The sequence below is a fragment of the Pseudomonas sp. YA1 genome, from assembly GCF_058680555.1.
In genome coordinates, this window is record NZ_JBZWBG010000012.1 from 1 (window position 1) to 19,400 (window position 19,400).

Below are 19,400 nucleotides of genomic sequence, written 5' to 3' on the forward strand. Positions count from 1 at the left end.
TCAACGACGGCCAATTTAAAAGACAGTGAGTAATCTCGCTGTGTGCGCTTTACACCTTGCTCCATCTAGCTCTCCGGAAAATCGGCATGGGAGGTGTAAACCTTATTCAGGACGGGACAAAGGAAATACAAAGGCCACCCGAAGGTGGCCTTTTTTCATACTCGGCCTGCCGGGCCTGTCAGCCCGCCCGGCGTAGCAGCCAGACACCCGCCAGTGCGCAGATCGAGGCGGGGATCACCACCGCCAGCAGCGGCGGGAAGTCGAACACCAGGCTGGAGGGACCGAGCAGGTCCTGGGCGATGCGGAAGACGAAGCCCACCAGCACGCCGGTGAAGATCCGCTGGCCCAGGGTCACCGAGCGCAACGGACCGAAGATGAAGGAAATCGCCATCAGCACCAGCGCGGCGGTCACCAGCGGTTGCAGGACCTTGGTCCAGAACGCCAGCCAGTGGCGGTTGTTGTTCAGGCCCTGGTCGGCGAGATAGTGGATGTACTGCCAGAGACCGCTGATAGACAGCGCCTCGGGCTCCATCACCACAGTGTTCAGCAGTTGCGGGCTGAGCTGGGCATCCCAGCGTTCGGTCGGCAGCTTGACCACCTCGGAGCGCTTTTCCCTCGGATGCAGCAAGGTGGTGGTGACCTCTTCCAGTTGCCAGTGATCGGTCTCGAAGCGCGCGCGCTTGGCGAAACTGGCCGATTCCAGGCCACGCTGCTCGTCGAAGCGGTAGCGCGTCACGCCGTACAGCACGCCATTGGGCTGCACCGCGTTGATGTGGATGTACTCGCGCCCCTGGCGATGCCACAGACCGCGCTTGGAGCTTTGCGAATCGCCGCCGCCCTGGGCCAGGGCGCGGCCGCTCTGGGCGATGTTCTCGGTCCAGGGCGCGACGTACTCGCCAACCAGGATGCCGGCCAGCATCAGCACCAGCATCGGTTTCATCACCGCCCAGACGATCCGTGACAGGGATACCCCGGCCGCGCGCATGATGGTCAGTTCGCTGTTGCTGGCCAGGGTGCCGAGGCCGACCAGGCAGCCGATCAGCGCCGCCATCGGCAGCATGTCGTAGGCGCGCCGTGGCGCGGTGAGGAAGATGAAGCGCAGGGCGTCGCCGATGCCGTAGCTGGCGCTGATGTCGTTGAGTTCGTCGATGAAGGCGAACAGCAGCGCCAGGCCGAGGATCACCCCGAGCACCGCGAGGATCGCGACGAAGACGGTGACACCGATGTAACGATCGAGCTTAACCATGCGCCACCTCGCGACCGGCACGGGAGGACGCCAGCTTCAGGCGCAAGGGTTCCCAATAGAACAGAAGAAGACCGATCGCCAGGAATAGTCCGTGGACCCACCACAGGCCGATGGCCATGGGGATCTTGCCTTTGTCCAACTGGCCACGGACAGCGATCAGCAGAGCCAGGTAGCCCATATAAAGGAGGATCGCCGGCAGCAGCTTGAGGAACCGCCCCTGCCGTGGGTTGACCCGCGACAGCGGCACCGCCAGCAGGGTCACCACGAACACCAGCAGCGGGGTCGACAGGCGCCACTGCAATTCGGCCTGGTAGCGTGGGTTGTCGCTGCCGAACAGGTCGGCGGTGGGCACCGCGTCGCGCTCGCTCACCTCGCTGCTGGCCTCGGGCTTGGGCAGCATCACGCCATAGGTGTCGTACTGGATCGCCCGGTAGTTGGCCTGCCCGGGATTACCGTCGTAGCGGTAGCCATTGTGCAGGATCAGGTAACGGCTGCCATCCGCCTGGATGTTCTGGGTGCCCTTCTCCGCCACCAGGATGGAGATGCCGCGTTCCTGGTTGCTGCTGTTGAGGTCCTTCTGCGAGATGAAGATGCCGGCCAGTTCGCCGCGATCCTTCGACAGTTCCTCGGTATAGGTCACCCGGGTACCGTCGCGCATTGCCTGGAAACGGCCCGGGACCAGGGTGTCGAACTCGGTCAGGGTATCCTGCTTGTTCAACAGCAGGGCGAACTGGTTGATGCCCTGGGGCGCCAGGAACAGGCTCAGCCAGGCCACCAGGATCGCCACCAGCAGCGCCGGGGCCATGGTATAGCCGAGCAGGCGCTTCTGACTCATGCCGGTCGCCGAGAGCACGGTCATCTCGCTTTCCAGATAGAGCCGCCCGTAGGCCAGGAGGATGCCGAGGAACAGGCCAAGCGGCAGGATCAGCTGCAGGAAGCCGGGAATCCGGAACGCCATGATCAGGAACAGCGAACCGGGGTCGAGCAACCCCTGCGCCGCTTGCGCCAGGTACTTGATGAAACGGCCACTCATGATGATCACCAGCAGCACGGCGCTGACGGCGCTCATGGTGACCAGCACTTCACGGGACAAATAACGGAAAACGATCAATCCGGACACTCCTGGGTTGCCAGGCTCTGACGGGGCCCGTCGGCCCCGTCATCACGCGTTTCCGGCCATGGCGGCATGGCGCGGAGAAAATAGCCGGCATTATCCTGCGATTCGGCGGGCCTGTCACTGCGCAGGCCGAACCAAGAGCCCGATAGACCGTCGAGGCGAACGCTCGTTCAGCGCTTGCCGATTTATTCGACGACCGTCGCTGACTGCTCGTCGCCCTCTCCGAGATGACGGACGAACCAGTCTGCTGCGGCCTGGCTGGTGGCGTCGAAATGCTCGATGTACGGTGTGAAATGGCCGCCGGCGAGCATCAGCAGCCGCTTGGGCGGCAATGCCCGCTGGTAGGCCTCCAGGCAAAGGTCCGTGGGCGTAAGCAGGTCCCGGTCGGCGACGATCATCAGCAGCGGCGTGGGGCTGATCCGCCCAATGTGAATGCCCGGCTCGTTCTCTCGCGCCAGCTCGGCGCTACGCAGGGTCACCCGGTTGCACCAGCTCGGCGCCAGCGCCGCGCTGTCGGTGAAGAACCGGTGGGCGTCCGCGCCGGCCATCGCGCAAGGCTCGTCGGGGTCTGCGGCGACCGCCGGCAACAGCGCCGGCGGCAAGTCCTCGAAGCGCCGCTGGCGGTCCGCGTCGAAGCTTGCCAGCAATGCCGGCAACTGCTCGGCGCGGGTCCGGCGCAACGCCGAGGCATGGCCGCTGACGGTCGGCACCTGCGCCACCACGCATTTCACCCGCCGATCCAGTGCGGCCACTTCCAGCACATGTCCGCCGCTGTAGCTGGTTCCCCAGATGCCGATACGCCTCGCGTCGACCCGTGCCTGGGCACCCAACCAGGTGATCGCGTCGCGATAGCCGCGACGCTGCATCACCGGATCGATTTCCTGGCGCGGCTCGCCGTCGCTGTCGCCGAAGTTCGGATGATCGTAGAGGAGCACGACGAAGCCGGCGGCGGCGAATACCTCGGCGTAACGGTCCAGGTACTGCTCCTTCACCCCGGAAAAACCGTGCGTCATGACGATCGCCGGCCGCTCGGCACGCGCCTCCGGCAAATACAGCCAGCCGCGCAGGGCGACACCCTCGGAGCGGAATTCCACGTTCAGTCGTTGCATGCTTGCCTCCCGGGGCGGTCGTCTGGAAACGGGCCCAGCATAGGAATCCTGCCGCGTCGGCGCCGTCCGCCAACGGACGAAGGCTACGCCGAATCGGACAAGGCAAAGTAGCGGCTCGGCGTGCTCCCGGTCAGGCGTCGGAACATGGCACTGAATGCGCTGGGAGTCTGGTAGCCGAGATCCACGGCGATCCGCGCCACCGCTTCGCCAGCCGCCAGGCGTGGCAGGGCGGCGGCCAGGCGCACCTGGTGGCGCCAATGGACGAAGGTCACTCCCAGTTCGGAGAGAAACAGCCGTGCCAGGGTCCGCGAGGACGCCCCCACGCAGCGCGCCCACTCCTCCAGCCCGCGAGGGTCGGCGGGGTCCTCCAGCAGCGCTTGGCAGATTCTTCCCAGGCGTCGGTCCGCGGGGTCTGGCAAGGCCAGGGGCTGTTCCCGCGACCACTCCAGTTCGTCCAGCAGCACCGCCATCAACCGCCCCTCCCGGCCGCGCTCGTCGTACAACAACGGCAGGCCGGCGGCGCGCACGATCAACTCGCGCAACAATGGGCTGACCATCACTCCGCGCGGCACCCGGGGGAATTCCGGCGGGCAGGACTGCGGCCGGACATAGACGGTGTGCAAGCGGACCTCGCCGCGCGCCAGCATCGCGTGCGCCATCCCCGCCGGCATCCATACCGCGCGCTGCGGCGGGACCAGCCATAGCGTGCGACCGACATGCAGTTCGATCACGCCCGACAGGGCATGGATCAACTGCGCCCGCTCGTGCCGATGCTCGGCGACCACGAAACCCGCCGGGAAGGTCTTGGCCATGACCCCGAGCGGCCGGCCGACTCGCTGGTAATCGCGTGGGTCGGTACTCCGGGCGGGATCCGCGACAGGTTTGCTGGCGGGCACGGTGCGACTCCTGCGGAACGAAACGTTCATTATAGGGACGCGGCATGGCCGCGGATTCCCGTGCGTACACAGTCGTGCCAGACACGCCGCAGTTGTGCGACCATGTGCGGCAACGGCCGGGAGGCACCGCCAACCCGGCTCCGGCGCTGTAGAACCTCGGTTGCCATCCTCGGCATGGAACGACCCCCGCCGCAACGACTAAGCTGTCGCTGCCTGCGTCACCGCCCCGGCGGCGACCGTCAGTCCTCGGGACGAATCGTGCTCGGAACAATCGCTTACCGCTAACGGATGCCGCCCCTTGCGCCATCCCGACTGTCTGTATTGGGGACCTCTTCCATGGAATTCCTTGTTAAAAGCGTACGCCCGGAAACCCTGAAAACCGCCACCCTGGTGCTCGCCGTAGGCGAAGGCCGCAAGCTCGGCGCCAGCGCCAAGGCGGTCGACGACGCCACCGGCGGCGCCATCAGCGCAGTGCTCAAGCGTGGCGACCTGGCCGGCAAGGTCGGCCAGACCCTGCTCCTGCAGAGCCTGCCCAATCTCAAGGCCGAGCGCGTGCTGCTGGTCGGCGCCGGCAAGGAGCGCGAACTGGGCGACCGCCAGTACCGCAAGCTGGCCTCCGCCGTGCTGTCGACCCTCAAGGGCCTGGCCGGCGCCGATGCCGCGCTGGCCCTCGGCGATCTCGCGGTGAAAGGCCGCGATGCCCACGCGAAGGCGCGTCTGCTGGTGGAAACCCTGGCCGATGGCCTGTACGTGTTCGATCGCTACAAGAGCCAGAAAGCCGAGCCGCTGAAACTGAAGAAGCTGACCCTGCTCGCCGACAAGGCCGACAGCGCCGCCGTCGAGCAAGGCAGCAAGGAAGCTCAGGCCATCGCCAATGGCATGGCCCTGACCCGCGATCTCGGCAACCTGCCGCCGAACGTCTGCCATCCGACGTTCCTCGGCGAGCAGGCCAAGGGCCTGGCCAAGGAGTTCAAGGGCCTGAAGGTCGAGGTCCTCGACGAGAAGAAACTGCGCGAGCTGGGCATGGGCTCGTTCCTCGCCGTCGCCCAGGGCAGCGAGCAGCCGCCGCGGCTGATCGTCCTGCAATACAACGGCGCGAAGAAGGACCAGGCCCCGCACGTGCTGGTCGGCAAGGGCATCACCTTCGACACCGGCGGCATCAGCCTCAAGCCGGGCCTGGGCATGGACGAGATGAAGTTCGACATGTGCGGCGCCGCCAGCGTCTTCGGCACCTTCCGCGCGGTGCTCGAACTGCAGTTGCCGATCAACCTGGTCGGCCTGCTGGCCTGCGCCGAGAACATGCCCAGCGGCGGAGCCACCCGTCCGGGGGACATCGTCACCACCATGAGCGGGCAGACCGTCGAGATCCTCAACACCGACGCCGAAGGGCGCCTGGTGCTGTGCGACGCACTGACCTACGCCGAGCGCTTCAAGCCGCAGTCGGTGATCGACATCGCCACCCTCACCGGCGCCTGCATCGTCGCCCTGGGCAGCAACACCTCGGGCCTTATGGGCAACAACGAAGCGCTGGTCAGGCAACTGCTCAAGGCCGGCGAGTTCGCCGACGACCGCGCCTGGCAATTGCCGCTGTTCGACGAATACCAGGAACAGCTGGACAGCCCGTTCGCCGACATCGCCAACATCGGCGGGCCGAAAGCCGGCACCATCACCGCCGGCTGCTTCCTCTCGCGCTTCGCCAAGAAATACCACTGGGCGCACCTGGACATCGCCGGCACCGCCTGGATCAGCGGCGGCAAGGACAAAGGCGCCACCGGCCGCCCGGTTCCGTTGTTGACCCAGTACCTGCTGGAACGGGCCAAGTGACCCGGGTCGATTTCTACGTGATCCCCAGCGCCGATCCGTCGGCGCGCCTGCAGGTCGCCTGCCGCCTGGCCGAGAAGGCCTGGCGGCAGGGCATGCAGGTCTACCTGCATTGCGCCGACGAGGCGCAGCGCAGCGAGTTGGACGGCCGCCTGTGGAGCTTCCGCGGCGAGGCCTTCATTCCTCACAGCCTGGCCGAGGAAGACGCCGAGGCGCCCGTCGCCCTGGGCCTGGGCGAGCCCCCGGGGAACCATCGCGACCTGCTGATCAACCTGACCCTCGAGGCCCCCGGCTTCGTCGCGAACTTTTCGCGGGTGGCCGAACTGGTGGTCGAGGAGCCGGCGATCCGCCAGGCGGCACGGGATAAATTCCGCTTCTACCGGGAGCAGGGCTATCCTCTACAGGACCATCGCCTGCCGCGTATCTGAAGTGCACGACCATGGACAGCCACAAACCGACACAACCCCCGGAGCAGTTGCTCGATGACCTGGAGTCGATCCACGACCTGCTCTACGAACGGAACGAGCCGCCCTTGCTGACCGAATCCTTCGAGCCGGACAACATTCCCCTGCTCTCCGACGTCGTCTCCCCCGGTACCGCCCCGCGCGCGCCAGAGCCGCAGGCCGCGGCAGCCACCACGGCAGGGCTGGCGCCCGCCGAACAGGAGCGCCTGGACGACGAGTTGCGAGCGTCCGCCGAACTGATCCTGCAGGAAGTCATCGACGACTTCGCCCCGCAGATCGAAGCCGAACTGCGCCGCCGCCTGCAAGCCCGCCTGGGTCGCCTGCTCGGCCAACGCAACGGCTGATCCGGACGCGGCGGGCGCCCGCCGCGGCCCGCGGCCCTCCCCCCCCCCCCCCCGCGGCCCGCGGCCTTACCCCCGGGCTGCCATCCCCGCTATACTCCCGGACTTTCTTCGCATTTTCCCCAGCCATATTCAGCTTTGGTCCCCTTTCGCATGGACAAGACTTACCAGCCGCACGCCATCGAGACTTCCTGGTACGAGACCTGGGAGTCCAACGACTACTTCGCTCCGAGCGGCGAAGGCCAGCCCTACACCATCATGATCCCGCCGCCGAACGTGACCGGCAGCCTGCACATGGGCCATGGCTTCAACAACGCGATCATGGACGCGCTGATCCGCTACCGCCGCATGCAGGGCCGCAACACCCTGTGGCAGCCGGGCACCGATCACGCCGGCATCGCCACCCAGATGGTGGTCGAGCGCCAGCTCGGCGCCCAGGGCGTGAGCCGCCACGACCTCGGCCGGGAGAAGTTCCTGGAGAAAGTCTGGGAATGGAAGGAACAGTCCGGCGGCAACATCACCCGGCAGATTCGTCGCCTGGGCTCCTCGGTGGACTGGTCGCGCGAGCGCTTCACCATGGACGACGGCCTCTCCGAAGCGGTCAAGGAAGCCTTCGTGCGCCTGCATGAAGACGGCCTGATCTACCGCGGCAAACGCCTGGTGAACTGGGACACCAAGCTGCACACCGCGATTTCCGACCTGGAAGTGGAAAACCACGACGAGAAGGGCCACCTCTGGCACCTGCGCTACCCGCTGGTGAACGGCGCGAAGACCAGCGAAGGCCTGGATTACCTGGTGGTCGCCACCACCCGTCCGGAAACCCTGCTGGGCGACGCCGCGGTCGCGGTGCACCCGGAAGACGAGCGCTACGCCAAGCTGATCGGCCAGTTCGCCGAACTGCCGATCGTCGGCCGGCACATCCCGATCATCGCCGACGAGTACGTCGACCGCGAATTCGGCACCGGCTGCGTGAAGATCACCCCGGCCCACGACTTCAACGACTACGAAGTGGGCAAGCGCCACGACCTGCCGCTGATCAACATCTTCGACAAGAACGCCGCGGTGCTGGCCCAGGCCCAGGTGTTCCACCTCGACGGCAGCGTCAACCCGAACCTCGACCCCAGCCTGCCGCAGAGCTACGCCGGCATGGACCGCTTCGCCGCGCGCAAGGCCATCGTCGCCGAGTTCGAGGCCATGGGCTTGCTCGAGAAGGTCGACGACCACGCGCTGAAAGTACCGAAGGGCGACCGCTCCGGCACCGTCATCGAGCCCTGGCTGACCGACCAGTGGTACGTCAGCACCAAGCCGCTGGCCGAAGACGCCATCGCCGCCGTGGAAGACGGCCGTATCCAGTTCGTGCCCAAGCAGTACGAGAACATGTACTTCTCCTGGATGCGCGACATCCAGGACTGGTGCATCAGCCGCCAGCTCTGGTGGGGCCACCGCATCCCGGCCTGGTACGACGAGGCCGGCAACGTCTACGTCGGCCGCGACGAGGTCGAGGTGCGCACCAAGCACAAGCTCGGCAACGAGGTCGAGTTGCGCCAGGACGAAGACGTTCTCGACACCTGGTTCAGCTCCGGCCTGTGGACCTTCTCCACCCTCGGCTGGCCGCAGCAGACCGAGTTCCTCAAGACCTTCCACCCCACCGACGTGCTGGTCACCGGCTTCGACATCATCTTCTTCTGGGTCGCGCGGATGATCATGCTCACCATGCACCTGGTGAAGAACCCCGACGGCACCCCGCAGATCCCGTTCAAGACCGTCTATGTTCACGGCCTGGTGCGCGACGGCCAGGGCCAGAAGATGTCCAAGTCCAAGGGCAACGTGCTCGACCCGCTGGACATCGTCGACGGCATCGACCTCGATACCCTGCTGCAAAAGCGCACCAGCGGCATGATGCAGCCGAAGCTGGCGGAGAAGATCGCCAAGCAGACCCGCGCCGAATTCCCCGAAGGCATCGCCAGCTACGGCACCGACGCCCTGCGCTTCACCTTCTGCTCGCTGGCCTCCACCGGCCGCGACATCAAGTTCGACATGGGCCGCGTCGAAGGCTTCCGCAACTTCTGCAACAAGATCTGGAACGCCGCCAACTTCGTCATCGAGAACACCGATGGCCAGGACACCGGGGTCAACGGCGAGCCGGTCGAGCTGTCCTCCGTCGACCGCTGGATCATCTCCCAGTTGCAGCGCACCGAGCAGGAAGTCACCCGCCAGCTCGACGCCTTCCGCTTCGACCTGGCCGCCCAGGCCCTCTATGAGTTCATCTGGGACGAGTACTGCGCCTGGTACCTGGAGCTGGTCAAGCCGGTGCTGTGGGACGAGAACGCCCCTATCGAGCGCCAGCGCGGCACTCGTCGCACCCTGATCCGCGTGCTGGAGACGGCCCTGCGCCTGGCGCACCCGTTCATGCCGTTCATCACCGAGGAAATCTGGCAGCGCATCAAGGGCCAGGCCGGCAAGGAAGGTCCGACCCTGATGCTGCAACCCTGGCCGGTGGCCGACGAAGGCAGGATCGACGCCGCCGCCGAAGGCGACATCGAGTGGGTCAAGGCGCTGATGCTCGGCGTACGGCAGATCCGCGGCGAGATGAACATCTCCATGGCCAAGCGCATCGACATCATCCTCAAGAACGCCTCGCCCAGCGACCACCGCCGCCTGGCCGACAACGAGCCGCTGCTGATGAAACTGGCCAAGCTGGAAAGCATCCGCGTGCTGGAAGCCGGCGAGGAAGCGCCGATGTCCGCCACCGCCCTGGTCGGCGACATGGAAGTATTGGTGCCGATGGCCGGCCTGATCGACAAGAGCGCCGAACTGGGGCGCCTGGACAAGGAGATCCAGCGCCTGGAAGGCGAGGTCAAGCGCGTCGGCGGCAAGCTGTCCAACGAAGGCTTCGTCGCCAAGGCCCCGGCCGACGTGATCGAGAAGGAACGCGCCAAGCTCGCCGAGGCCGAACAGGCCCTGGCCAAGCTGGCCGAGCAACGGCAGAAGATCGCCGAGCTCTAAGCACTCTCGCCAAGGTACGGGGCTGCGGCCTCGTACCTTTCTCCCCTCAGGCGCCGCTGCCTATCTGCGCCGAAGTGATCTGGCATACCGCGTTCACCGTGGCGCTGGCCGAATAGGCGATCTCCGGCAGTTTGTTCTGTGTGGCCTGGGCGCTCAGCATCAGCGACAGCATGGCCTTGCCGGCATCGGTATTCATCGGCGGCAGGCGCATCAGGCCAAAGCCGCAATCCGCCGCTCCCGGCTTGCTGACGATGAAGCCCCAGCCTCCACCCGGAGAATTCGCGTCCACCATGAAGCCCACGCGCATGATGGTGACGTTGTTGACTTTTTTATCGATGGCGTGGGCTGACATTGATGTGAATAGCAGCCATAGCAATACAACCACTCTCTTGCCCATATAACCTTCTAAATGCCATTTTTCAACGATATGCAAAGCATTTCTTCACCACCCCACTAAAAAAATCAGTACTCTGGCCATAGAAACCGTCTTAAATCTAGAAACAGAAAACACCAACAAAAAGTTTCAAACCAGCCACAACAAAAAAACACAATAACAACACTCACTGCAAAAACTTAAAAACCCGCTCTATCAACCAACTAAAGCAACTATGCTTTTAGAAAAACCAATACCCAAGTAGTTACCCACCTATTTTTCTCAATACTGAAAAAGCTTTATGCCTGTTTTTTTGATTGGCGCTCCGCCCCTCAACCACCCCCTTCAGGCGTGCTAGTAGTACATCACTGGCTTCTGCGCCTCCTTGCTCTATCCAAGAAAGTGCCAAACCAATCCAGTAGTCAGACTCACTATCTAGTCCCGCCAAAACAACATTTAAGTAACAAAATCCACCCTTAAGCTTTTCCCTGACCTCTTCGTAAGGTTTCTCCAATAAAACCAGAACCCTCCAAAAACTCTCTTCCTCCTGGAGAAAAAAAACCTGATCCCCCACGGACAAATACCACAACCCTTCTGAATTACACCGTAGCGCCATATCACCTTTAATATAATATTCAAAATCAGCTATCACATCCCTCTCTGGTGCTCAACCTTCACGTCATACTTCCTGACTGAACCCAAAAAACTTATGCTTTTCTGACCGACCTCCCCATAACCTTCCAGCCCCTCATTGACAAATAACCCTAGCTTGGCCCCTAAAGCCTGAAAAACTTTCAGAAAAATCTTATCAATAGGTTGGAACAGACCTAATAACCGCAAGACTCTATAAATCTAAAAATGGCCAGCTACAAGCCCCACATATACCTCCTGGGCTTTATAGCCAACTTCCAAATCAACAGCCATCACCGCCTCCGAATACATCTGTGGAGGGCAATAATCATGCTCTTCAATATAATGAAGTATCAACGAAGGAGATGCAAAATATGCTCCTTTCTCAACTCCAGGAATCCATATTTCAGAAAAACCCAAACCAACATCTCCCACGAACAAATCCCGACATCCAGCGACTACACACTCATGTGCGCTCATTACTCTATTAACGTGGAAATCAACCGCCCCCTCCGACATAATTATCAACTTCAATTTATCAAGTAATCCAGAACTTACCCGCCCCCTGGAGTACTGCTGCCCTCTTCCTAACCAACCTATGTTTCTTACACTACCTAACGGCCTCAAAAGAAAATACGAATAAAAAGACATGTCTGGAAAATACATAAATCACCTACCTCGCAAATGTTGTACAAGCAGCCCACTGCACGCATCCCATCCCAGGCTGTAATAGTTTTTCCAAGGGGGTACTGAACTCAACAGTCGTTGAGTTTCCATAGATATGCAATGCTGGACCTCTAGCAGCTGGAGCACTTGGAGTATAGTTAGGAATCTCAGCACGCGGCAAATAAGTAGCCATGCCTTCAATATCACCTGCAAGTCTCGGATTAATTTTTGCAGCCTGCGCCAAACCAGCCCAATCACCCAATTCAATAAATCGACCGGTTTCATCCAGAATATTAATTCCAGGCCTTGGAAGAGTTATGTACGTCCCATCAAGCACCCAAAAATCCCCGCTACCGAAAACATATTTACCGTGCCCTGCGAACGCTTTCCCACTACCTCCAGAAAGTATACCAGCAGCATATTTATGGCCACCACGCCCTCCTAGCCCGCGCTCCGCTCCCGAGACGGCCCCGAACATAAAGTCAAAACCTACAGAAACTCTTGCGCGCCCGACAGGAAGAAAGACACTGCCAACATCAAACAAGCCACCGCCAGCACGCTGATCGATATTTTTATAAGATATTAACTCACTAAACCCTTCACCCCAAATAGCTTGAGAAGCCCAGTTATTCGAAAGATATTGAACACCTCCGGCAACTGGATTGACCCATGACATAGACTGAGGAAAGGATAGCCCTCCTTTTAAAATGCCCAGGCCAAATTCGAAGCCACTTTCCGGACCATTCCCCATCCACAAGTTGCTCAAGAACAACCAACTATTATCAATAACTGGCGAGTACCAACTTTTGGACGAAGAAATCTCCTCCAACGCATACCCCGTCGGATCCACACTGGCGATCGGATTATTCCAGCCATAGGAGTAACGGTTGTAGGCCTGCGCCGCTATAGACACGGAAGTTTGCCGAACGCCAGCCAGCGGCGGTCGCGTCCCCGACCATGAGACAGATCGCCACGGCGACGATCCACGCACTCCAACGCCCCACCATGCATCCCCCAGAGCCCACCCCCATGGCAGGCACGCAGACCGGGCGCAAAGCACCGCTCCCAGGCAGGCGGTGCGGTACGCGTCCTTGCAACTCGGGAGACGTTTACCACAAGGCCATCAATTGGCCACATATCTTTGGTTGGGCTCGAAACCGATGACCTTCTGTTCGGAGGCCACGCGGGGCCTCATCGAATTTTCGCAAAGGGCAGGCACTCCTCCCCCTTGCCCGCCCCCCCAGCGGTAATCCCGCCGCAAGAAAAAACATCAAACCTGCTGACGACTTGCGCGAAAAATGCGATGTTTCGGCCACGCTGTACCCGCACCGCCCAATCAGAACAATTCGCTACAGCGCGCCAATACAATCAGGAGATCGCCGCATGATGCAGGCCTATAAGAATAAATGGTTGCCCCTCAGTGCCCTGGCCCTTGGCATGGCCCTGTCCTTCGGCGCCAACGCCGACGAGCAGAAGTCGGTGGCCGTGACCGCCATCGTCGAGCACCCGGCGCTGGACGCCGCTCGCGACGGGGTCAAGGAGGCCCTCCAGGAGGCCGGCTACGAAGACGGCAAGAACCTCAAGTGGCAGTACCAGAGCGCCCAGGGCAACACCGGCACCGCCGCGCAGATCGCCCGCAAGTTCATCGGCGACAAGCCCGACGTGATCGTCGGTATCGCCACTCCATCGGCCCAGGCGCTGGTGGCCGCGACCAAGAGCATCCCGATCGTCTTCAGCACCGTCACCGACCCGGTCGGCGCGCACCTGACGCCGAGCTGGGAAGCCTCAGGCACCAACGTCACCGGGGTTTCCGACATGCTCGCGCTGGACAAGCAGATCGAGCTGATCAAGAAAGTGGTGCCGGGCGCCAAGCGCATCGGCATGGTCTACAACCCGGGCGAAGCCAACTCCGTGGTGGTGGTCAAGGAGCTGAAGGAGCTGCTGCCGAAGATGGGCCTGAGCCTGGTCGAAGCCTCGGCCCCGCGTTCGGTGGACGTCAGCTCGGCGGCGCGCAGCCTGGTCGGCAAGGTCGACGCGATCTACACCAACACCGACAACAACGTGGTGTCCGCCTACGAGGCGCTGGTCAAGGTCGGCAACGACGCGAAGATCCCGCTGATCGCCTCCGACACCGACAGCGTCAAGCGCGGCGCCATCGCCGCCCTCGGCATCAACTACAAGGAGATGGGCAAGCAGACCGGCCGCATGGTGGTGCGCATCCTCAAGGGCGAGAAGCCGGGCGAGATCAAGCCGGAGACCAGCGACAACCTGCAGCTGTTCGTCAATCCCGGGGCCGCGCAGAAGCAGGGCGTGACCCTGTCCGACGAACTGCTCAAGTCGGCCGCGGAAGTCATCAAGTAAAAAAAGCGGCCGCCGGCCGCGGGCGTCCCGCCCGTGGCCGGACGGCACGATAATCCTGCCTTCACGCACTCGGTTACGAAGTCATGTCTCTGTTTTCCCTGTTCGGTGCCCTGGAGATCGGCCTGATCTTCAGCCTCGTGGCACTCGGCGTGTTCATCTCCTTCCGCCTGCTGCGCTTCCCCGACCTCACGGTGGACGGCAGCTTCCCGCTCGGCGGCGCGGTCTGCGCGACCCTCATCGCCCTTGGCTGGGACCCGTACAGCGCGACCCTGGCGGCCACCGCCGCCGGTGCACTGGCCGGGCTGGCCACCGGCCTGCTCAACGTCAAGCTGAAGATCATGGACCTGCTCGCCAGCATCCTGATGATGATCGCGCTCTACTCGATCAACCTGCGCATCATGGGCAAGCCCAACGTACCGCTGATCGCCGAGCCGACATTGTTCACCCTGCTGCAGCCGGAATGGCTCAGCGACTACGTGTTCCGCCCGCTGCTGCTGGTGTTCATCGTGATCGCCGCGAAGCTGCTGCTGGACTGGTTCTTCACCACCCAGAAAGGCCTGGCGATCCGCGCCACCGGCTCCAACCCGCGGATGGCCCGTGCCCAGGGGGTCAACACCGGCGGCATGATCCTGCTCGGCATGGCCATCTCCAACGCGCTGGTGGCGCTGGCCGGCGCGCTGTTCGCGCAGACCCAGGGCGGCGCCGATATCTCCATGGGTATCGGCACCATCGTCATCGGCCTGGCCGCGGTGATCGTCGGCGAAAGCATCCTGCCCTCGCGCCGGCTGATCCTGGCGACCCTCGCGGTGATCCTCGGCGCCATCGTCTACCGCTTCTTCATCGCCCTGGCGCTGAACAGCGATTTCATCGGCTTGCAGGCCCAGGACCTGAACCTGGTCACCGCGGTGCTGGTCACCGTCGCCCTGGTGATTCCGATGATGAAGAAACGCCTGCTCGGCAAGAAGGGAGCCTGACCATGCTCAGCGCGAAGAACCTGAAGATCACCTTCAACCCCGGCACCCCCATCGAGACCCGCGCCCTGCGCGGCCTGTCGCTGGACATCCCGGCCGGCCAGTTCGTCACCGTGATCGGCTCCAACGGCGCCGGCAAGTCGACCTTCCTCAACGCGGTATCCGGCGACCTGCCGATCGACAGCGGACAGATCCTGATCGACGACGAAGACGTCACCCGCAAGCCGGTCTGGGCCCGCGCCAACCGCGTCGCGCGAGTGTTCCAGGACCCCATGGCGGGTACCTGCGAGGACCTCACCATCGAGGAGAACATGGCCCTGGCGCAGCGTCGCGGTGCCGGTCGCGGTCTCGGCAGGGCGGTGCAGGCATCGATGCGCGACGGTTTCCGGGAAAGCCTGGCGACCCTCGGCCTCGGCCTGGAGAACCGCCTCGGCGACCGCATCGGCCTGCTCTCCGGCGGCCAGCGCCAGGCCGTCAGCCTGCTGATGGCGGCGCTGCAGCCGTCGCGCATCCTGTTGCTCGACGAACACACCGCGGCGCTCGACCCGCGCACCGCCGACTTCGTCCTGCATCTCACCGCACGGATCGTCGCCGAGAAGAAACTCACCACCATGATGGTCACCCACAGCATGCGCCAGGCGCTGGACGTGGGCGAGCGCACGGTGATGCTGCACCAGGGCCAGGTGGTGCTGGACGTCTCCGGCGAGCAACGCAAGGGCCTCGACGTACCGGACCTGCTGGCGATGTTCGAGAAGGTGCGCGGCGAGAAGCTCGCCGACGACGCCCTCCTCCTCGGCTGACAGGGCCGCTGCGCCTCTCCGCGGCGAAGCGGGGAGGCGCCGTCGACCTGCAGCAGATCAAGGCGCGATCCGCGTCCGTCTGCCACACTCGCAGGCATCCTCCCGCTCAGATGCCCGCATGAACCTCGAACTGCTCTGGGTGGTCGGCCTGCTCGCCACCACCGTCGCCCTCTTCATCCACAACCGCCTGCGCCTGGACGTGATCGCCCTACTGGTGATCATGGCCTTCAGCGTCAGCGGAACCCTTACCCTCAACGAAGCCCTGGCCGGCTTCAGCGATCCCAGCGTGATACTGATCGCCGCGCTGTTCGTGATCGGCGAAGGCCTGGTGCGTACCGGGGTGGCCTACCAGGTCGGGGACTGGCTGATCGCCCGCGCCGGCAGCAGCGAAGCGCGCCTGCTGGTACTGCTGATGCTGGCGGTGGCCGGGCTGGGCTCGGTGATGAGTTCCACCGGGGTGGTGGCGATCTTCATCCCGGTGGTCCTGAGCATCGCCGCCAAGCTGAAGATCCCTCCGGGCCGGCTGATGATGCCGCTGGCCTTCGCCGGACTGATCAGCGGCATGATGACCCTGGTCGCCACACCGCCGAACATGGTGGTCAACAGCGAGCTGGCGCGCGAGGGTCATGCCGGCTTCGGCTTCTTCGCCTTCACCCCGATAGGCCTGATGGTGCTCGCCATCGGCGTGGCCTACATGCTGCTCACGCGCAACTGGCTGAACGCCGCCAGCCCGGCGGAAGTCGGCGCGCCGAAGGCACGGCGGACCCTGCGCGACCTGATCCGCGACTATCGCCTGGCCGGCCGCGAGCGGCGCCTGCAGGTCCAGCTCGGCTCGCCGTTGATCGGCAGCACCCTGGAAGAACTGCAACTGCGCACCCGCCTGGGCGCCAACGTGGTCGGCCTGGAGCGGGTGCGCAAGTTCCACAGCGAGGTGGTCAAGGTCGGCGGCAGCACCGAGCTGAAGGCGGGCGACGTGTTGCTGCTGGACGTCTTCGCCCCTCCGGAGGACATGGACCGGCGCTGCGCCGAGCTGAACCTGGTGCGCCTGCCGTTCCGCGCCAGCTACTTCATCGACCAGTCGCGGGAGGTCGGCATGGCCGAGGTGACTCTGCCGCCGGACTCCACCCTGCTCGGCAAGAGCGTCCTGGAGCTGGGCTTCCGTTCGCAGTACGGGCTCAACGTGGTCGGCCTGCGTCGCGACCACGAAGCGCTCACCGACGGCATGCTGGAAGAGAAGCTGCGCCTGGGCGATACCCTGCTGGTGATCGGCGCCTGGAAGGCGATCCGCCAGTTGCAGGGACGCAACCGCGATTTCCTGGTGCTCAGCCTGCCGGCGGAGATCGACGAGGTGGCGCCGGCCCTGAGCAAGGCGCCGCACGCCCTGCTCAGCCTGGCCGTGATGGTGGCGCTGATGGTCAGCGGGGTGGTGCCCAACGTGGTCGCGGCACTGGTCGGCTGCCTGTTGATGGGCCTGTTCCGTTGCATCGACATGGACGGCGCCTACCGCGCCATCCATTGGCAAAGCCTGGTCCTGATCGTCGGCATGCTGCCCTTCGCCCTGGCCCTGCAGAAGACCGGCGGTATCGACCTGGTGGTCTCGCTGCTGGTCGACGCCCTCGGCGACGCCGGCCCGCGCGTGCTGCTGGCCAGCCTGTTCCTGCTCACCGCGGCCATCGGCCTGTTCATCTCCAACACCGCTACCGCGGTGCTGATGGCGCCGATCGCCATCGCCACCGCCAACCAGATCGGCGCCTCGCCCTACCCCTTCGCCATGGTGGTGGCGGTGGCGGCCTCGGCAGCCTTCATGACGCCGATTTCCTCGCCGGTGAACACCCTGGTGCTGGGCCCTGGCCAATACCGCTTCGGCGACTTCGTCCGGATCGGCGTGCCATTTACCCTGCTGGTGATGTTCGTCTGCGTGCTGGTGATTCCGTGGCTGTTTCCATTGTGACCGGGCCAGGAGCGCGCCGCTCGGCAGAAACACTGGCCAGCCTCCGGCGGATGTGAATAATGCCCGCCTCGCCGTCACGGAAACCGAGACCATGCCCCGCCCGACCAGCCCGCATCCCGACGCCGAGCGCAAGAGCGCCAGCCCGCTGCACCCGCGCAATCGCCACCTGGGACGCTACGACTTTCCGCGCCTGATCGCCGGCAGCCCGGAACTGGAGCGCTTCGTCATCCTCAATCCGTACGGCAGGCAGAGCATCGACTTCGCTGATCCGGCGGCGGTGAAAGCCTTCAACCGCGCGCTGCTGCAACAGTTCTACGACGTACGCGAGTGGGATATACCCGATGGTTACCTGTGCCCGCCCATTCCCGGTCGCGCCGACTACCTGCACTACCTGGCCGACCTGCTCGGCGCCAGCCACGATGGCCTGATTCCACGCGGTCCCGGCCTGCGTGCGCTGGACGTCGGAACCGGCGCCAACTGCATCTACCCGCTGCTCGGCCACCACGAATACGGCTGGCGCTTCGTCGGCGCCGACATCGACCCGCAATCGCTGGCCTCGGCCGCTGCGATCCTCGCCGCCAACCCACGCTTCGCCGCTGCCATCGAGTTGCGCCGGCAGCCTGATCGCAGGCAGATATTCCAGGGCCTGATCGGCGTCGATGAGCGCTTCGACATGACCCTCTGCAACCCGCCCTTCCACGCCTCGCTGGACGAAGCCACGCGCGGCAGCCGGCGCAAGTGGAAGAACCTCGGCAAGCTCGACCCGACCCGTACCCTGCCGCTACTGAACTTCGGCGGCCAGGGCGCCGAGCTGTACTGCGAGGGCGGCGAAGCAGCCTTCCTGGCCGGCATGGCCGAGGAAAGCCGGGCGTTTGCCACGCAGGTGTTCTGGTTCACCACCCTGGTATCCAAGGCGAGCAACCTGCCGAACCTCCAGGAGCGCCTGAAGACGCTGGGCGCCAGCGATATCCGCGTGGTGGACATGGCCCAGGGACAGAAGCAGAGCCGCTTCGTCGCCTGGACCTACCTCGACAAGAAGCAGCGCCGGGCCTGGCGCAAGGAGCGCTGGACAGCAGCCCTCCTGGAACCACTGGGCGAATAGCCAGCACGCCTCGCCACCCGGCTCCGCTGCCGAGCCCCAAAACGGACACCCCATCGCCTATCAGGATCGGCCACCGTTTTTCCACTGGAATCGGCAGCGGCAAAACCTAAAAAAAGAGAACCCCGATTAACAGTTTCTCCGGGCTGGCACTGCTCTAATGGCTGCCTCCAGTGACTCGGAACACGCCATGAATCCACTCTACCGCGCCACCATCCACCAGCTTTTTCTCGCTCTCGATCTCCCGACGCCCAATGACGAGGAGAGCGTACTCAGCCTGCAGGTGGGCCCGCATCTCTGCCATCTGGCAGAACATCCGACCGATCACCTGTTGATGTTCACCCGCCTGGAAGGACAAGGAGACGCTACGGCCAGCGAGCAGAACCTGTTCAGCCAGGACCCTTGCAAGCCGATCCTGGGCCGCGACCCCGAAAGCGGCGAACGGCTGCTCTGGAACCGCCAGCCCTTGCAGTTGCTGGACAGGGCCCAGATCCACCATCAACTCGAACAACTGGTCGCCGCCGCCGAAGAGCTGCGCTGAGCCCAGTC

18 protein-coding genes are annotated in these 19,400 nt (G+C 63.8%); 10 read left to right on the forward strand and 8 right to left on the reverse strand.

The genetic code is table 11. The annotated features are described in order from the left end of the window. Positions 1-178: 178 nt before the first annotated feature. The 4 genes from lptG to AC4OR5_RS17855 form a co-directional block, all read right to left on the reverse strand. Positions 179-1,246 (reverse strand): LPS export ABC transporter permease LptG, encoded by a 1,068-nt coding sequence (gene lptG, locus AC4OR5_RS17840; protein WP_058160961.1) that lies wholly within the window; start codon positions 1,244-1,246, stop codon positions 179-181. Beyond that, on the reverse strand, positions 1,239-2,357 hold the full coding sequence (lptF, locus tag AC4OR5_RS17845) for an LPS export ABC transporter permease LptF (protein ID WP_003092864.1): 1,119 nt from the start codon (positions 2,355-2,357) through the stop codon (positions 1,239-1,241). Before lptF ends, lptG begins: the two co-directional genes overlap by 8 nt. A 191-nt stretch (positions 2,358-2,548) precedes the next feature. Beyond that, positions 2,549-3,472 (reverse strand): alpha/beta hydrolase, encoded by a 924-nt coding sequence (locus AC4OR5_RS17850; RefSeq protein WP_058160960.1) that lies wholly within the window; start codon positions 3,470-3,472, stop codon positions 2,549-2,551. An 83-nt stretch (positions 3,473-3,555) separates the two neighbouring features. Continuing rightward, the gene (locus tag AC4OR5_RS17855) at positions 3,556-4,368 is read right to left on the reverse strand and encodes an AraC family transcriptional regulator (RefSeq protein WP_016253042.1); all 813 of its coding nucleotides are present in this window, start codon (positions 4,366-4,368) and stop codon (positions 3,556-3,558) included. A gap of 336 nt (positions 4,369-4,704) precedes the next feature. Between AC4OR5_RS17855 and AC4OR5_RS17860 the strand changes: the two genes are divergently transcribed. From AC4OR5_RS17860 to AC4OR5_RS17875, 4 genes are all read left to right on the forward strand, one after another. Further along, positions 4,705-6,192, forward strand: coding sequence for a leucyl aminopeptidase (locus tag AC4OR5_RS17860; RefSeq protein ID WP_058160958.1), 1,488 nt, complete (start codon positions 4,705-4,707; stop codon positions 6,190-6,192). Next, positions 6,189-6,617, forward strand: a complete 429-nt coding sequence (gene holC, locus AC4OR5_RS17865) for a DNA polymerase III subunit chi (protein WP_015502422.1) — start codon at positions 6,189-6,191, stop codon at positions 6,615-6,617. The genes AC4OR5_RS17860 and holC overlap by 4 nt, the downstream gene beginning before the upstream one ends. Positions 6,618-6,628: 11 nt before the next feature. Continuing rightward, complete coding sequence (locus AC4OR5_RS17870; RefSeq protein ID WP_003112023.1) at positions 6,629-6,997, forward strand: hypothetical protein; 369 nt, start codon at positions 6,629-6,631, stop codon at positions 6,995-6,997. A 150-nt stretch (positions 6,998-7,147) separates the two neighbouring features. Continuing rightward, positions 7,148-10,000 carry a valine--tRNA ligase gene (locus AC4OR5_RS17875; RefSeq protein ID WP_058160963.1) on the forward strand — a complete coding sequence of 951 codons (2,853 nt, stop codon included), beginning with the start codon at positions 7,148-7,150 and terminating at the stop codon, positions 9,998-10,000. Between the two features lie 46 nt (positions 10,001-10,046). Here the strand turns inward: AC4OR5_RS17875 and AC4OR5_RS17880 are convergent, their stop codons facing one another. The 4 genes from AC4OR5_RS17880 to AC4OR5_RS17895 all read right to left on the reverse strand — a co-directional run bounded on the left by AC4OR5_RS17880 (position 10,047) and on the right by AC4OR5_RS17895 (position 12,435). Continuing rightward, positions 10,047-10,397 (reverse strand): hypothetical protein, encoded by a 351-nt coding sequence (locus AC4OR5_RS17880; protein ID WP_079992453.1) that lies wholly within the window; start codon positions 10,395-10,397, stop codon positions 10,047-10,049. 241 nt (positions 10,398-10,638) lie between these two features. After that, a complete protein-coding gene (locus AC4OR5_RS17885) occupies positions 10,639-11,025 on the reverse strand; it encodes a hypothetical protein (RefSeq protein WP_147482395.1) in 387 nt (128 codons plus the stop codon). A gap of 200 nt (positions 11,026-11,225) precedes the next feature. Beyond that, complete coding sequence (locus tag AC4OR5_RS17890; protein ID WP_153274350.1) at positions 11,226-11,669, reverse strand: DUF7919 family protein; 444 nt, start codon at positions 11,667-11,669, stop codon at positions 11,226-11,228. Positions 11,670-11,676: 7 nt separating this feature from the next. Continuing rightward, the gene (locus AC4OR5_RS17895) at positions 11,677-12,435 is read right to left on the reverse strand and encodes a putative adhesin (protein WP_128691878.1); all 759 of its coding nucleotides are present in this window, start codon (positions 12,433-12,435) and stop codon (positions 11,677-11,679) included. A 617-nt stretch (positions 12,436-13,052) separates the two neighbouring features. Here AC4OR5_RS17895 and AC4OR5_RS17900 point away from each other — a divergent pair. The 6 genes from AC4OR5_RS17900 to AC4OR5_RS17925 all read left to right on the forward strand — a co-directional run bounded on the left by AC4OR5_RS17900 (position 13,053) and on the right by AC4OR5_RS17925 (position 19,392). Then, positions 13,053-14,030: an ABC transporter substrate-binding protein gene (locus AC4OR5_RS17900; protein ID WP_003100588.1), complete on the forward strand. Its 978-nt coding sequence runs from the start codon at positions 13,053-13,055 to the stop codon at positions 14,028-14,030. 83 nt (positions 14,031-14,113) lie between these two features. Further along, entirely contained in the window at positions 14,114-15,004 is an 891-nt protein-coding gene (locus AC4OR5_RS17905) for an ABC transporter permease (RefSeq protein WP_003092881.1), read from the forward strand. A 2-nt stretch (positions 15,005-15,006) separates the two neighbouring features. Continuing rightward, entirely contained in the window at positions 15,007-15,801 is a 795-nt protein-coding gene (locus AC4OR5_RS17910) for an ABC transporter ATP-binding protein (RefSeq protein ID WP_003092883.1), read from the forward strand. A 118-nt stretch (positions 15,802-15,919) separates the two neighbouring features. Continuing rightward, positions 15,920-17,752 (forward strand): SLC13 family permease, encoded by a 1,833-nt coding sequence (locus tag AC4OR5_RS17915; protein WP_003092885.1) that lies wholly within the window; start codon positions 15,920-15,922, stop codon positions 17,750-17,752. A 91-nt stretch (positions 17,753-17,843) separates the two neighbouring features. Continuing rightward, positions 17,844-18,854, forward strand: a complete 1,011-nt coding sequence (rlmF, locus tag AC4OR5_RS17920; protein ID WP_003092887.1) for a 23S rRNA (adenine(1618)-N(6))-methyltransferase RlmF — start codon at positions 17,844-17,846, stop codon at positions 18,852-18,854. A gap of 187 nt (positions 18,855-19,041) precedes the next feature. Next, entirely contained in the window at positions 19,042-19,392 is a 351-nt protein-coding gene (locus tag AC4OR5_RS17925; RefSeq protein WP_003092889.1) for a CesT family type III secretion system chaperone, read from the forward strand. Positions 19,393-19,400 lie beyond the last annotated feature (8 nt).